Genomic DNA, 14,494 nt, shown 5'->3' with positions numbered 1-14,494 from the left:
AATTACTGGATCTCCCGCCGGAACGGCGGCAGCGCATTGAGGATGGCCTTGCCGTAGCGCTGGGTCACCAGGCGGCGATCCAACAGCGAGATGGTGCCGCTGTCCTGCTCGGTGCGCAGCAGCCGGCCACAGGCCTGGATCAGTCGCAATGAGGCGTCGGGCACGGCGATCTCCATGAAGGGATTGCCGCCGCGCGCCTCGATCCACTCGGCGAGGGCGGCTTCCACCGGATCGTCGGGCACGGCGAAGGGAATCTTGGCGATGACCACGTGCTCGCAATAGGCGCCGGGCAGGTCGACCCCCTCGGCAAAGCTGGCCAGGCCGAACAGTACGCTGGCCTCGCCGTCGTCGACGCGCTTCCTATGCTTGTTCAGGGTCTCCTGCTTGGACAGGTTGCCCTGGATCAGCACCCGCTTGCGCCAGTCGCGCTCCAGGCCATCGAAGACGTCCTGCATCTGCCGCCGCGAGGAAAACAGCACCAGGGCGCCACGCGCGCCGTCGAGCATCGCCGGCAGTTCGCGGACGATGGCCGCGGTGTGCTCGGCGGCGTTGCGCGGATCGGCCTTGAGATCCGGCACCCGCAGCACCCCGGCCTCGGCATGGCGGAACGGACTGGGCACCACCGCGGTGGCCGCCGAGCGCGGCAGTCCGGATCTCATGCGAAAGCGGTCGAAGGTGCCCAGGGCGGTCAGGGTCGCCGAGGTCACCAGGGCGCCATAGGCGACGTTCCACAGGTGGCGGCGCAGCATCTCCGCGGCGAGGATGGGGCTGGCGTTGACCTCGATGTCGTACAGCGAACCCGTTTCGGCGAGGGTCATCCAGCGCGCCATGGGCGGGCTGTCTTCCGGATCCTCGCAGGTAAAGGCCGCCCACAACTCCCAATTGCCCTGGGAACGCGCCAGCAGACTGCCGAACAGCGGATACCACTCCTCGGCCTGGTAGCTGGCCAGGCCGATGCTGGATTCGCCATCCATGGCCTGCTTGAGCATCTCGGTCAGGCGGGTGAAGAGATCGGTGAGCTTGGCGAAGCCTTTCTTCAGCTCGATGCCCATCTCGCGCAGGTCTTCGGGAATCACCCCGCCGACGAATCTGTGCCGCGGCCGCTCGCGGCCTTCCATGTCCTCGCCGGCCCGGAAATCCGCCAGGGCCTCGCAGGCGGTAAACATGAATTGCTGCTGGGTGCGGATCTCCCGCGCCAGTTCCGGCACCTGCTCCACCAGCCGGCCGAGATCGCCCGGCAGAGGGTGCTGGGCAAGAAGCTTGGTAAGGTTCTTGGCGATCTGCTCCAGCCACTCGGCGGTGGATCTCAGCCGGGTGAAATGGGCGAAGTGGCCGATGGCCTTGTCCGGCAGGTGGTGGCCTTCGTCGAACACATAGAGGGTATCGCGGGGATCGGGCAGGATGGCGCCGCCGCCCAAGGCCAGGTCGGCCAGCACCAGGTCATGGTTGGTGACGATGACATCGACCTTGGTCATGCCTTCGCGGGCCCGATAGAAGGCGCACTGCTGGAAATTCGGGCAATGGCGATTGGTGCACTGGCTATGATCGGTGGTGATGCGCGACCACTGGACGTCCTCGATGGCTTCCGGCCAGCTGTCGCGATCGCCGTCCCAGCGATTGCCGGCCAGGCGCTCGATCATCTTGCCGAACAGTTCGTTGGACGCCTCGTCCACATCGATCTTGAAGCCATCCTCGGCGAACAGCTGGGCAGTGGCGTTCTGCGCCTGGCCCTCCTGTAGCAGCATGTCCAGCTTGGACAGGCACAGATAGCGCCCCCGCCCCTTGGCCAGGGCGAAGCTGAAGGACAGGCCGCTGTTGCGCAGGATGTCCGGCAGATCCTTGTGCACGATCTGCTCCTGCAGCGCCACCGTCGCCGTGGCGATCACCAGGCGCTTGCCGGCCGCCTTGGCCGCGGGAATGGCGGCCAGGGCATAGGCCACGGTCTTGCCGGTCCCGGTGCCCGCCTCCACCGCCACCACGGCGGGCTCGCCTTCGCGATGCCCCTCCTCGTCCTGGGCGATGGCACCCAGGCCCTTGGCGGTCTCCGCGATCATCAGTCGCTGGCCATAGCGTGGCTTGAGCGACTTGGCTTCGAGGAAACGCGTGTAGGCGCCCTGGATCTGGGTCTTGAGTTCGGTGCTGAGCATGCCTGGTTCCGGGCGATGGCAAAGCAGCGCCACGTCCGGCGGACGAGCGCTGTATGCATCTACAGTAATGGATCTTGGGCGCTATGATAACGCGCCTGTCGTCAGGATGCGCCCGACGTTGAGGTCGCAGGCCGCTCAGGCCACCGGCAGCTGCGGCGGCAGCCGATGAAAGGCGCCAAAGATCAGCAGGCTCAGGCGGTCGAGCCAGGGATGGCGACGCAGGCGCAGGGCACGACGACTGGCGAAGACTTCACCCAGATGCAGGAGCAGCAGGGCCAGGGCCACCAGGGCGAGCAATTGGGGGAAAGGACGAGCGAGAGGCAGAGCGATGGCGGCGGCTGCGGCGAGCCAGAACAGCAGGAGAAGAACTTTGCCGGTAAGGGACAGGGTTTTCATGGATTCCAGCAGGAGGACGAGATGGATCGGACCATAACGCCTGGAGCCGGAAAAAGTAAAGGCGGCGGACCAGGGTCCGCCGCCGATGCATCACTCGCGGTCGATCTGGATTTCGACGCGGCGGTTGGTGGCGCGACCTTCAGCGGTCTCGTTGGTGGCGATCGGCTGACGCTCGCCCATGCCCTTCACGGAGACGATGCTGGCTGCCGGCACACCGGCCTGGATCAGGTAGTTGCTGACCGACTTGGCGCGACGCTCGGACAGACGCTGGTTGTAGGCGTCGGTACCCTTGCTGTCGGTGTGGCCGGTGATAGACAGACGGGTGCTGGCGGCTTCGCCACGCAGACGACCGGCGATGCCGTCCAGCTGAGCCCGGTCTTGAGCATCGATGGCGGCGGAGTCGAAGGCGAAGTGCAGATCACGGGCGGTGATCACTTCCTGCTTCGGCAGCGGGGCCGGTGCGGGAGCCGGTGCGGGCGCCGGAGCCGGGGCCGGAGCGGGCTCCATGCGGGCGACCTGTTCGTTGCCCTTGCCATGCACCCAGCAATAGGCGCCGGCGGTGGTACCTATGCCCAGGGCCGCCATGCCGGCGACGTTACCGCTCTGGGTAGCGCCGGCCGCACCGCCGACCAGCGCGCCGACCGCAGCGCAGACCGGCCAATCGGATTTCTGTACGCCGCCCGCACAACCAGCCAGCACGGTGCTTGCCAGGATGAGGGGTAAAGCTGTCCTTGCGATGCTCTTGCTCATGAAGGGGTCTCCTATAGACCAGGTACCGCGAGTTGTGCTCGTCTTTCGTTTTATGGCGCTGTCAGACTAATGGTGGCGTACACATCTTGACAACGCTGGTTGCTTAGTCAATCGCGATTTGATTAGGGTTCCCTTAATGGCAAACATATTCTCGTCCCGTACCCCGCAACAGGCTCTGGCAAGCCTGCTCGAGCATCATCAGCCCAGGCGTCTGCTCTGTGTGGCACGCGAACCGCTGCCAGCGCTCGCGGCCTATACCGAGGCCCATCCGCACTGCCAGCTGGTGCAAGCCTCGGTGCCTTTGAGCGACCCCAGCCTACTGGCCGAACGCTACGATCTGGTGATCGTCGCCGACTGCCTGGAACATCTGCCGCTGCGCCAGGGGCGCGAATTGCTCGGCGGCCTACGCAACCTCAATACCTCGCGCCTGGCGGTGCTGGTGGACCTGGCCGCCAGCGAATGGCAGCTGACGGATTTCTATGCCCTGGCCCTGCAGGCCAGCGAGCGCTTCGCCCGCGACGGTCAGGTGGTCACCCTGTTCAGCTATGATCTGCACGACTACAAGCAGGTCCCGGACTGGCTCAATGCCAAGTTCTGGGCCAACCCGCAGAATTTCGGCAAGTACTGGTGGTGAGATGCAACCCATGGCCCCCTGCCCCTGTGGCTCGGATCGTCCGCTCAGCGACTGTTGCGGCGTCTTTCATGCCGGCACCCCGGCGCCCGATGCCGAGCGCCTGATGCGTTCGCGCTACAGCGCCTATGTGCTGGGCTTGATCGACTATCTGGTGGCCACCACGGTGCCTGCGCAGCAGGGGCAGCTGGACAGGGAAGCCCTGACGGCCTGGAGTCTGGGCAGTCGCTGGCAGGGGTTGCAGGTGCTGGAGCATCGCCCCGAGCCAGGCGATCCTGACCATGCAAGGGTCAGCTTCGTGGCGCGCTGGGAGGATGGCCGCGGCGCCCATCGCCATGAAGAGCGCTCGGGCTTCGTCCAGCGCGAGGGGCGCTGGTACTTTCTCGATCCGACCGTACGCCCGCTGCCGGGTCGCAACGACGCCTGCCTGTGCGGCAGCGGCGCCAAGTTCAAGAAGTGCTGCGCCGGCTTCCTGTAACGCCGGCCGTGCTCACTCCCTGACCAGCGTCAGGTGATCGGTATCCGGGACCGCCACGGGTAGCGGCTCGGAGGCCGGGCCCAGGTCGCTGCCCACCGGCGCCAGACTCAGGTGCGACAGATCGACCCGCGGCGGCGCCACCGGTGCGGCCTCGTCCTGGAGATCGGCGCCCACCGGTGCCAGGCCGAAATCCGGTGCCTGGACATCGACGAAGGCCGCCATCACGGCATCGCGCGGCGCGACCGACAGGGATCCGCGCTCCGCGGACGGTGGCGTGGCGGTCGCCGTGGTGGCCGGGGTCGGTTCCCGCGGCTCGACGGGTGCGGCAGCCGGCTCGACCGTCTCGGCCATGGGCGCCACCTCGACCCGTGCCCCGGCCTGGGCCAGGGTGGCGCGATAGCGCTCGGCGGTGGCGGCGTCGAGGCGATTCTTGATGATCATGCGACGACCGGAAAAGAGCACGGCGATGCGCTGTTCATCCGCCTGAAACAGACGCATCAGATTCTGTCGGGTCTGCTGCGCATCGGCGCCAGCGACCAGCTCGCCCTGGAAGGCGATTTCATAGAGCACGGCGGACATGACGACCTCCTCGGTCACGGCAAGAGCTGCAGGATGCAACGTCGCGCCGGAGGGGTCCAGTCCGCATGGTCGCCTGGCCCAGGCGTTTTTTTGTTAGCCTGTGCCGAAGCGGCCCCGACTTGTGCAGCAATCGGTGCTTGTTAAACTGCGCAGAAAACGGGAGTGCCGCATGCTTCGCCAGGCCTTGTTCATCACCCTGCTCGGCGTTTTGCTGAGCAGCCTTGGCGGTTGTACCTACATCGGGCGCAACTATGAGGAGCCCCAGGTCGAACTGACCGGCGTGGAGCTGATCCGCGCCCGGCTGTGGAGCCAGGACTTCGTGCTGCACTTCCGCGTTCAGAATCCCAACGACAGCGCCTTGCCCGTGCGCAGCCTGGCCTATACCGTCTACCTGAACGATCTGCTGCTGTCCCAGGGGACCGCCAACCTGCATTCGTCGGTGCCGGCCAACGGTCAGCGCAGCTTCTCGGTGCCGGTGCAGACCAATCTGTGGCGCTACGTGAAGGACGTCGGTCGCATGCTGGAAGACCCCAACCAGCCGATCAACTATCGGCTGCGCGGTCGGGTGAAGACCGGCTGGCTGTTCGGGCGCAGCGTCCATTTTTCTCGCCAGGGGCAGTTCGTGCCTGGCGCCTACATCCCGGAGTTATGAGATGAACCAACATGTCCACGGTCCCGATTGCAATCACGACCATGACCACGATCACGGCCATGCCCACCATGTGCACGGCCCGCACTGCAACCATGGCCCGGCCCAGGAGCCGGTGCGCAATCCGCTGAAGGAAGTGGGTCGCAACGATCCCTGCCCATGCGGCAGCGAGAAGAAATTCAAGAAGTGCCACGGCGCCTGATCGCGCTTTGAGCGACGGGTGAGGCCCTGCCCTCACCCGCTCCGCGACCCTGGCGCGTTACCAGGGCTGTCCGCCGCGCTGCGACTCCAGCCGCCGAATGAATTCCTCCAGCACCAGGGCGTAGAGATCGTCCTTGAGCACCAGATCCTCCACCCCGCAATCGATGTTGGGGTTGTCGTTGACCTCGATCACCGCCAGCTTGTCGCCCGCCTGCTTCAGATCCACGCCATAGAGACCATCGCCGATCAGGTTGGCGGTGCGTACCGCCAGCTCGACCACCGCATGGGGCGCGTCCTGCACCGCCAGGGTGCGGAAATCGCCACTGACCTCGGTGGCGCTGGCGCTGTGGTCGTAGATCTGCCAGTGCCCCTTGGACATGAAGTACTGGCAGGCAAAGATCGGCTCCTGGTTGAGCACGCCGATGCGCCAGTCGTATTCGGTGTAGAAGAACTCCTGGGCCAAGAGCAGCACCGAACGCTCGAACAACTCGGCGCTGGCCTTGCGCAGTTGCGCGGCATCCTCGACCTTGATGACGCCACGGGAAAAGGAGCCATCGGGAATCTTCAGCACCAGCGGAAAGCCCAGGCGCTCGCCGAGGCCTTCGAGCTGGCCGGGATTGTCCTTGTAGAGGATCTCGGTCGCCGGCATGTCCAGCTTGTGGGCGCGCAGCAGGTCGGCCAGATAGACCTTGTTGGTGCATCTCAGGATCGAGCGTGGATCGTCCATCACCACTAGCCCCTCGCTTTCGGCCTTCTTGGCGAAACGATAGGTGTGGTGGTCGATGGCGGTGGTCTCGCGGATGAACAGGGCATCGAATTCGCCCAGCCGCGCGTAATCCTTCTTTTCGATCAGCTCCACGTCCAGCCCCAGGTGCTTGCCGACGCGCACGAAGTTCTTCAGTGCCCTGGCATCGGACGGCGGAAAGGCTTCCTTGGGGTCGTGCAGGATGGCCAGGTCGAAGCGGTACTTCTCGCGGCGCCCCGGCTTGAGCCAGACGCGGCGACTGAAGCCGTCGAGGGCGTTGGCGAAGAGGTCTTCCTGCTGCTCGTGCAGCTTGTGGATGCTGCCCAGCTTGAGGCCGCCGATGTGCCAGCCGGCGCGGTCGCGGCGGAATTCCACCAGCAGCAGCGGACAGGGAAAGGCTTCGAACACCTGACGCGCCAGGTCCTGCAGGGGTGCGATGTCGGTGTTGCCGAAGTAGAGCGTGAGGGTGAAGCCATCGGCGCTGCCATAGGGATGACCGGCCAGCGCCTTGGTCAGCAGCTTGTCCAGGTCCTCCAGCGCCAGGCCGTAGAGGGACTTGCGCGCCAGTTCGCTGATGGTGCGCACCGAGGGGATGACCTTGTGCCCGCGGGCTTCGGCGAGCAGCGAGCAGTAGTAGCCGTGGCCGAGGTACTTCTGGCTGCGGCACAGGTTGATCACCTGCACGCGCTTGCCATTGTCCTGTTCGTTGGATTGCTCCAGGTATTCCTGGGCGGTGATGACGTCTTCGCTGGGATAGTAGGACGACCAGTCTTCCTTGCGTTCCACGACGATATACAGCTTGCTCACTGGACCTCCTGGTTGCGGGGCGTGGTCCCGGCGGAAACCCGGATGCCGCCGGACCACTCCAACTGTTGTAACGCGGGTGCTATTAACCGTTGCTTAACCATGCCAGGCTGCCCGCTCTGCTCCAGGAGAATCCTTCGCGATGAGTTTCATGCTCAGGCCCGCCGGGCTGGACGATCTGGCGGCGCTGGTCGATCTGGAAGCCCGCTGCTTCAGCTATGACCGCCTTTCCCGGCGCAATTTCCACTACATGCTCACCCGTGCGAACGCGGTCCTGATCCTGGCGGAAAATGACCGCCAGGTGGCGGGCTACGCCCTGGTGCTGTTCCACCAGAACACCTCGCTGGCGCGGCTCTATTCCATCGCCGTCGATCCCAAGGCCCGCGGCCATCGCCTGGGCCAGCGCCTGCTGGACGCCGCCGAAGCCGAGGCGGTGGAGCGCGATTGCGCCTACCTGCGCCTGGAGGTCCGGCCGGACAACGCCGCCGCCATCGCCCTTTACGAGCGCAACGGCTATCTGCCCTTCGCCACGGTGGAGGACTACTACGAAGACCATAGCCAGGCGCTGCGCTTCGAGAAGCGTATCCGCCAGCCGCGCGAAGGCCAGGCCCGCCCGGTGCCCTTCTATCGCCAGACCACCGATTTCACCTGCGGTCCGGCCAGCCTGCTGATGGCCATGGGCGCCCTGCAGCCCGGTCGTCCGCTGGAACGGCGCGAGGAACTGCGGCTGTGGCGCGAGGCCACCACCATCTACATGACCGCGGGCCATGGCGGCTGCGGCCCCCACGGCCTGGCCCTGGCCGCGCTGCGCAGGGGCTTCAAGGTCACGTTGCAGGTCAATACCCGGGGGCCCCTGTTTCTCGACGGCGTACGCAGCGAGGAAAAGAAGGAGGTGATGCGCCTGGTGCACGAGGACTTCAGCGCCGAGGTCAAGCAATCGCCCATCGAGCGCCTCTACCGGACGCGCCTGGACATTGCCCACTGGGTCAACCAGGGCGCCTTTCCGCTGGTGCTGATCAGCTCCTTCCGCCTGACCAAGGCCAAGGGGCCGCACTGGGTGCTGGTCACCGACTGCGACGAGGACTTCGTCTACCTGCACGATCCCGATGTCGATCACAGCCAGCATCGCCGCGAACTGGATTGCCAGCACATCCCCGTGTCCCACGCCGAGTTCGACAAGATGAGTCGCTTCGGCCGCGGCAAGCTGCGCGCGGCGGTGATCCTGCGCACCGGCTGAACCCGGGGTTGCGACGGACGTCGAACAGGGCCAGGATCAGGGCCAACAAGAACGACGGGGCGGTCCATGAGTCAGTCCTTGCGCAAGCGCAATCCCTCCTACGAATTGATGGAGGACCTCAGCGGTCACTCGGTGATCTACCGGGAGCATGGTTTTCCCTGCCCGCTGGTGCGCTGGCATTTCCACAAGGAATACGAGCTGCACCTGATCGTGGCCAGCTCGGGGACCGCCTTCATCGGCGACTACATCGGCAACTTCTATCCCGGCAGCCTGTTCCTCACCGGTCCGCACCTGCCGCACAACTGGATCAGCCGCGTCGCCGAGGGTGAGGTGGTGGCCAAGCGCGACATGCTGGTCAACTTCACCAACGAGACGGTGGACAATGCCACGGCGGTGTTTCCCGAACTCAGCGGCCTGGCGCCGCTACTGGAGCGCGCCCGTTACGGCATCGAATTCCAGGATCCGCAGCTGATCGCCCGCGCCGAGGCCTTGCTGCAGCAGATTTCGGAAAGCGGTGGCGCCACCCGCCTCGGCCATTTCCTGGTGCTGATGGAGGCACTGGCCACCTCGGAGCGCTATCAGCTGCTGTCCGGCAGCGTCGAGCCGGCCACGGCCAGCGAGCAGGCGGTGGATCGCACCAACCGGGCGCTGAATTTCATCTTCGATCACTACCAGCGTGACTTCACCCAGGAGGAAGTGGCCGAGCACCTGGGCATGACGCCGACCTATTTCTCGCGCTTCTTCCGCCAGGCCACCGGTCGCACCTTCGTCGAATTCGTCAACAGCCTGCGCATCAGCAAGGCCTGCGAGATGCTCTCCCACAGCAGCATGCCGGTCACCGACATCTGCTTCGAGGCCGGCTTCAACAACATCTCCAACTTCAATCGACGCTTCCACCAACTCAAGGGCATGACCCCACGTCAGTACCGCACCCTGACGGTACAGCGGCTGACCGAGCAGAACGCCTGAACGACCTGTCGCGTCTCGGTCCTGCGGCGTCGAGCAGGTCTGTGATCAGCAGCCGCCCTTGAGCCCTGCTGTCGTGTGAATGCGAGACAGGGTTTATCGCCAGCTTGCGAGCCATTGAACAGACCGGACGCAAAGTTCGGTTATGATCGAACTACCACCCCTTGCCGACTGAGGCCAGTGCCACCATGACCGAATCCTATACCCCCCCACGCGTCTGGACCCCCACCACCTCCGGCGGCAACTTCGCCAGCATCAACCGTCCCATCGCCGGACCGACCCACGACAAGGAACTGCCGGTCGGCGAGCATCCCTTCCAGCTGTATTCCCTGGGCACGCCCAACGGCATGAAGGTGACCATCCTGCTGGAAGAGCTGCTGGCGGCTGGTCATGCCGACGCCGAATACGACGCCTGGCTGATCCGCATCAGCGAAGGCGAGCAATTTTCCAGCGGCTTCGTCGAGATCAACCCCAACTCCAAGATCCCGGCCCTGGTGGATCGCCGCGGCGCCGAGCCGCTGCGCGTCTTCGAGTCCGGTGCCATCCTGCTCTATCTCGCCGACAGCTTTGGCGCCTTCATCCCGAAGGATCACGCTGGTCGCACCGAGACGCTGAACTGGCTGTTCTGGCAGATGGGCTCGGCGCCCTTCCTGGGTGGCGGCTTCGGGCATTTCTATGCCTATGCGCCGGAAAAGCTCGAATACCCCATCAACCGCTATGCCATGGAAGCCAAGCGCCAACTCGATGTGCTCGATCGCCTGCTGGCCGAGCGCAGCTATGTGGCCGGCGAGGAGTACGGCATCGCCGACATCGCCATCTGGAGCTGGTACGGCAACCTGGTGCTGGGGCAGTTGTACAACGCCGCGGAATTCCTCTCCGTGCAGGACTACAGCCACGTGCAGCGCTGGGCCCAGGCCATCGCCGCCCGGCCGGCGGTGCAGCGCGGTCGGCGTGTCAATCGCACCTGGGGTGAGCCGGGCGAGCAACTGGCCGAGCGGCATTCGGCCAGCGATTTCACCTGATCCGGCAGAGCGGACGGCGGCGGCATGTCTCCGCCGCCGCTAGCGACTCCAGTCCGCGGTCGCGGAGCCGAGTCGTGTCGCGGGGCGTTGCCACTGCAACTCGACCTCGCCGATCCTCAGCGGCGCCCGCAAGCGCAGCGCCGGACCCCAGGCGGTCGGCTCTTGCGTCTCGCTATAGTCGCCCTCCTCCGGCCCTCCATACGCCGGACCACCACTCGCGCCCGGTCGCTCGGTCAGTAGTACGGCGGTACGGGCAAGGGACAGTCGCGCCGTCATAGCTCGCCGCTCCCGCTGACGCAGCGCCAGCCCGCGAAGGGCGGCGGCCGCCATGAGGTAGCCGGTAGCGTGGTCGAGCGCCTGCACCGGCAAGGGCACCGGCTGCTCACCGCCCTGCCAGTCGCGCCCGGCCGCGGCGATACCGCAGGACATCTGCACCAGGCTGTCGTAGCCCCGACGGAGCGCCCAGGGACCGCTCCAGCCATAGGCGCAGAGCGAAATATCGATCAGCCCGGAATTCAGCGCGCGACGTGCAGCGACGCCGTAGCCCAGTCGCTCCAGCGCATCGGCGCGATAGCCGTGGACCAGGATGTCTGCCGAGGTCAGCAGCGCCTCGAATCGCTGGCGATCGGCGGGGCGCCTGAGGTCCAGTCGCGCGCAGCGCTTGCCCAGGGTCACCTCGGGTGCCTGGGCCGGTTCGTCCCAGTCGGGCGGATCGATCCGCAGCACCTCGGCGCCCAGCCCGGCCAGCAGGCGGGTGGCAATCGGCCCGGCGAGGATGCGGGTCAGGTCGAGGACGCGGATGCCCTGCAACGGACGCTGTGGATCGGGCCGCCAATTGCTGGCGATATCCGCGACTGTCCATTCCTGGGCGATCAGCGGTTCGGCGCCAACGGCCTGCCCCTGGGGATGCGCCTGCCACTCCGCCTGGGTGCGCAGCTTCGCCGCGCAGCCGCCCGCCGCGACGATGGCCGTCTCCAGGTCTTCGCCCAAGCCGCCCGCCATGGCCTGCGCCACGGCGTCATGGGTATTGCCACAGCCCAGCACGGCCAGGGCGCGCTCCCGATGATGGGGCGCATTGGCGTGCAACCGTAGCCAGCCGTCGCGGGTACGGTAGTCGCCGGTAACCGCATCCCAGACGGCGGGCAATTCCCAGCCCAGGGGACACAGGGACGTCTTGAACCAGGCCGCGGCCAGGTGCCGGTCCACCTGCACCGGCAATCCGGGTGCCCCTTCGGCCAGCAGGTCGGCGGCGGCCAGGCCGGCGACCCCGATCGCCGCCGTGGCGAGGTCGCTGACCGGAAAGCAGGAGGCCAGGCTGTCGTTGCCCCGGACCTGCAGGGTTGCCGCCTGGGCGGCAGGCAGATCCAGAGCGGTGACGAGTTCGCCGAGCAGGGATTGAAAGACGGCAGGCGCATGGGACGGGTGGGTCAAGGCAAGGTCCTCCGCGGCAGCAGGCAGAGCTCTCACAGTAGCCCTGCTTGCGCGAACAGGACACCGGCGTTCGTCCGTCTACCGTCCAGCCCGACACGGGGACAAATCGCCCTCTGCCTGGGTCTCCCCTTCATCAGCCCACCTACGCTATCGGGAGACCCCATGACCGAACGACAGCTCCTCATCGCCGGCGCCAGCGGCATCATCGGCCAGGCCGTGCTGGAAGCCTTCGCCAACGCCGGCTGGTCCATCACCACCGTCGGCCGCTCGCGACAGGCACCTAGTCGCTTTCCGCACCTGACCGCCGACCTGCTGGACCCGGCCAGCCTGGCCGCGGCCAAGGCCGATCTCGCCGGTGTGACCCATCTCTTCTACAGCGCCCTCAAGCCCAACCCTGACCCTGGCGTCGAGGCGGACGAAAACGCCGCCATGCTGGAGAACCTGGTCGCCGCAGTGCGTAGCGCTGGCGCGCCTCTGGCCCGCATCACCTTCGTCCAGGGCGGCAAGATCTATGGCGCCCACCTGGGGGTGTACAAGACGCCGGCCCGTGAGGATGACAGCCGCCACTTCCCACCCAACCTCTATTTCCGCCATGAAGACTTCGTGCGCAGCCTGGAGGCCGACGGCATCCGGTGGACCGCCCTGCGCCCCGACATCGTTATCGGCCACTCGCTGGGCTCGGCCATGAACCTGGGCAACCTGATCGGTATCTACGGTGCCCTGTGCAAGGCGACCGGTACCGCCATGCAATTCCCCGGAACGGAGCAGGCCTATCGCGGCGCCCTGGTCAACGTCACGGCCGCGCCGCTGCTGGGTGAAGCCGCGGTCTGGGCCGCCGAAGAGCAGCGCGATGGCGCCTTCAATCTCACCAACGGCGATGTCTTTCGCTGGAGTCACGTCTGGCCACAGCTGGCCGACTGGTTCGGGCTGGACGTCGGCGAGCCGCAACCCATCTCCCTGGCTCAGCGCCTGACCGCCCTGAAGCCGGTCTGGCAGGCGCTGGCGCAGCGCGAAGGACTGGCCGAGGCCGATCCCGAGCGGATCGCGCCCGGGGCCTTCGGCGACTTCATCTTTCATGTCGAGAAGGATGCCATCTTCGATGTGACCAAGGCGCGGCAGGCCGGCTTCGGGCAGATGATGCTGAGATCGGACGAAGTTCTGCTCGCGCACCTGGAGGACATGCGTCGGCGGCGACTGATTCCCTAAGGCATCCCGCGCCGTCCCGATTGCGGGAAAACGCCCGGGACGACATGCGGTCTCAACCCCAACGTCTCGCCATTGGAGTTCTAACTTGTACGCCGACACCCTCACCTGGGGCCATGGCCCCCGCACCTTCGAAGTCTTTCTCGAGCCCACCTGCCCCTTTTCGGTCAAAGCCTTCAACAAGCTGGACGACCTGCTGGCCCAGGCCGGACCGGACCGCATCACCCTGAAGATCCGCCTGCAATCCCAGCCCTGGCACCTGTTCTCCGGCGTCGTGGTGCGCTGCGTGCTGGCCGCCGCCACCCTCGATGGCGGCAAGGAGAGCGCCAAGGCGGTGCTGGCAGCGGTCGCCGCCCATCGCGAGGAATTCGAGTTCAAGGATCACGCCACCGGACCCAATCGCGACGCCACGCCCAATGACATCATTGCGCGGCTGGAAGGCTACAGCGGCCTGGCCCTGGCCGATGCCTTCGCCAATCCGGACCTGCAGCACGCCATCAAGTGGCACTGCAAGTACGCCCGGCAGAACGGCATCCACGTCTCGCCGACCTTCATGATCGATGGCCTGGTGCAGCCCGACATCAGCAGCGGGGATTCGGTCGCGGACTGGCTCGCGCGGCTGGAGTGAGCGCCGGGGCTCAGGATCGCGAGGAGGCATAGTCCGGTCCCTCGCGCTATGCTCCGCAGCTTCCCCTCGACCCGAGACAGCCTCGTCATGGCCTGCCCTGCTGGAGCTCCATCCTGGAAGCCCTGAGCGTCTATCTGGGCCTGGCCGCCCTCGCCTTTGGCGCGGCCACCCTGTTGCCCCTGCAATCGGAAGCGGCCCTCGCCGGGCTGCTGCTCACCGGGCGCTATGCCACGCCCCTCCTGCTGCTGGCCGCGACGCTGGGCAATGTCGCCGGCTCGACGCTGAACTGGTGGCTGGGCACCCATCTCGAACGCTTTCGCCAACGCCGCTGGTTTCCGCTGTCGCCGGAGCGCCTGGAGCGCATCCAGGCGGCCTACCAGCGCTGGGGCTGGTGGTCACTGCTGCTCAGCTGGACACCCGTGATCGGCGATCCCCTGACCCTGGTGGCCGGGGTGATGCGCGAACCCCTGTGGCGCTTTCTAGTGGTGGTGAGCCTGGCCAAGGCCACGCGCTACGCCGTGGTCTGGGGTCTTACCCTGGGCTGGCAGTGATCGAGCGCAGCAGGCAAAGGTCCGGCGGTCCCTGCCATCCAGACCTCTCGATGCGCTACCGAAACATCGAGCGCGC

General features: G+C 66.3%; 16 protein-coding genes. 10 read left to right on the top strand and 6 right to left on the bottom strand.

Annotated elements, in window-relative coordinates; all coding sequences use genetic code 11:
- Positions 1–2: 2 nt before the first annotated feature.
- The 3 genes from dinG to CFE50_RS11195 all read right to left on the bottom strand — a co-directional run bounded on the left by dinG (position 3) and on the right by CFE50_RS11195 (position 3,293).
- On the bottom strand, positions 3–2,147 hold the full coding sequence (dinG, locus tag CFE50_RS11205; RefSeq protein WP_286733534.1) for an ATP-dependent DNA helicase DinG: 2,145 nt from the start codon (positions 2,145–2,147) through the stop codon (positions 3–5).
- Between the two features lie 135 nt (positions 2,148–2,282).
- Entirely contained in the window at positions 2,283–2,543 is a 261-nt protein-coding gene (locus CFE50_RS11200) for a DUF1145 domain-containing protein (protein ID WP_007159119.1), read from the bottom strand.
- Between the two features lie 90 nt (positions 2,544–2,633).
- Complete coding sequence (locus CFE50_RS11195; protein ID WP_007159120.1) at positions 2,634–3,293, bottom strand: PA1041 family peptidoglycan-binding anchor lipoprotein; 660 nt, start codon at positions 3,291–3,293, stop codon at positions 2,634–2,636.
- A gap of 136 nt (positions 3,294–3,429) precedes the next feature.
- On the opposite strand from CFE50_RS11195, the gene CFE50_RS11190 reads away from it, so the two are divergent.
- Together CFE50_RS11190 and CFE50_RS11185 are read left to right on the top strand one after the other, a co-directional pair.
- The gene (locus tag CFE50_RS11190) at positions 3,430–3,927 is read left to right on the top strand and encodes a DUF6231 family protein (RefSeq protein ID WP_115946106.1); all 498 of its coding nucleotides are present in this window, start codon (positions 3,430–3,432) and stop codon (positions 3,925–3,927) included.
- A gap of 10 nt (positions 3,928–3,937) precedes the next feature.
- A complete protein-coding gene (locus CFE50_RS11185; RefSeq protein ID WP_286733530.1) occupies positions 3,938–4,402 on the top strand; it encodes a YchJ family protein in 465 nt (154 codons plus the stop codon).
- Positions 4,403–4,414: 12 nt separating this feature from the next.
- Here the strand turns inward: CFE50_RS11185 and CFE50_RS11180 are convergent, their stop codons facing one another.
- A complete protein-coding gene (locus tag CFE50_RS11180; RefSeq protein ID WP_108581410.1) occupies positions 4,415–4,981 on the bottom strand; it encodes a hypothetical protein in 567 nt (188 codons plus the stop codon).
- 169 nt (positions 4,982–5,150) lie between these two features.
- On the opposite strand from CFE50_RS11180, the gene CFE50_RS11175 reads away from it, so the two are divergent.
- Both CFE50_RS11175 and CFE50_RS11170 read left to right on the top strand, forming a co-directional pair.
- Positions 5,151–5,633 (top strand): LEA/WHy family protein, encoded by a 483-nt coding sequence (locus CFE50_RS11175; RefSeq protein ID WP_027596881.1) that lies wholly within the window; start codon positions 5,151–5,153, stop codon positions 5,631–5,633.
- A gap of 1 nt (position 5,634) precedes the next feature.
- Positions 5,635–5,832 (top strand): SEC-C metal-binding domain-containing protein, encoded by a 198-nt coding sequence (locus CFE50_RS11170; RefSeq protein WP_007159125.1) that lies wholly within the window; start codon positions 5,635–5,637, stop codon positions 5,830–5,832.
- A gap of 57 nt (positions 5,833–5,889) precedes the next feature.
- On the opposite strand, the gene CFE50_RS11165 is transcribed toward CFE50_RS11170, so the two are convergent.
- On the bottom strand, positions 5,890–7,383 hold the full coding sequence (locus tag CFE50_RS11165; RefSeq protein WP_286733527.1) for a RimK family ATP-grasp domain-containing protein: 1,494 nt from the start codon (positions 7,381–7,383) through the stop codon (positions 5,890–5,892).
- Positions 7,384–7,522: 139 nt separating this feature from the next.
- Between CFE50_RS11165 and CFE50_RS11160 the strand changes: the two genes are divergently transcribed.
- The 3 genes from CFE50_RS11160 (at position 7,523) to yghU (ending at position 10,605) form a co-directional block, all read left to right on the top strand.
- Positions 7,523–8,617 (top strand): GNAT family N-acetyltransferase/peptidase C39 family protein, encoded by a 1,095-nt coding sequence (locus CFE50_RS11160; RefSeq protein WP_286733526.1) that lies wholly within the window; start codon positions 7,523–7,525, stop codon positions 8,615–8,617.
- Positions 8,618–8,683: 66 nt separating this feature from the next.
- Positions 8,684–9,586 carry an AraC family transcriptional regulator gene (locus tag CFE50_RS11155; protein ID WP_027596884.1) on the top strand — a complete coding sequence of 301 codons (903 nt, stop codon included), beginning with the start codon at positions 8,684–8,686 and terminating at the stop codon, positions 9,584–9,586.
- A gap of 185 nt (positions 9,587–9,771) precedes the next feature.
- On the top strand, positions 9,772–10,605 hold the full coding sequence (gene yghU, locus CFE50_RS11150; RefSeq protein ID WP_108581409.1) for a glutathione-dependent disulfide-bond oxidoreductase: 834 nt from the start codon (positions 9,772–9,774) through the stop codon (positions 10,603–10,605).
- Positions 10,606–10,644: 39 nt separating this feature from the next.
- On the opposite strand, the gene CFE50_RS11145 is transcribed toward yghU, so the two are convergent.
- Positions 10,645–12,036, bottom strand: coding sequence for a CoA transferase (locus tag CFE50_RS11145; protein ID WP_286733523.1), 1,392 nt, complete (start codon positions 12,034–12,036; stop codon positions 10,645–10,647).
- Positions 12,037–12,198: 162 nt separating this feature from the next.
- Between CFE50_RS11145 and CFE50_RS11140 the strand changes: the two genes are divergently transcribed.
- From CFE50_RS11140 to CFE50_RS11130, 3 genes are all read left to right on the top strand, one after another.
- On the top strand, positions 12,199–13,242 hold the full coding sequence (locus CFE50_RS11140; RefSeq protein WP_286733521.1) for an SDR family oxidoreductase: 1,044 nt from the start codon (positions 12,199–12,201) through the stop codon (positions 13,240–13,242).
- An 85-nt stretch (positions 13,243–13,327) separates the two neighbouring features.
- Entirely contained in the window at positions 13,328–13,867 is a 540-nt protein-coding gene (locus tag CFE50_RS11135) for a DsbA family protein (protein WP_042135727.1), read from the top strand.
- Between the two features lie 113 nt (positions 13,868–13,980).
- The gene (locus tag CFE50_RS11130) at positions 13,981–14,418 is read left to right on the top strand and encodes a YqaA family protein (protein WP_286733874.1); all 438 of its coding nucleotides are present in this window, start codon (positions 13,981–13,983) and stop codon (positions 14,416–14,418) included.
- Positions 14,419–14,494 lie beyond the last annotated feature (76 nt).

Origin of the sequence: Pseudomonas sp. PGPPP4 (assembly GCF_002256045.1) — a bacterium.
GTDB classification, from domain to species: Bacteria; Pseudomonadota; Gammaproteobacteria; order Pseudomonadales; family Pseudomonadaceae; genus Chryseomonas; species Chryseomonas oryzihabitans.
Note: the sequence above shows the minus strand (reverse complement) of the source record. Positions and strands in the feature narration are given on the sequence as shown.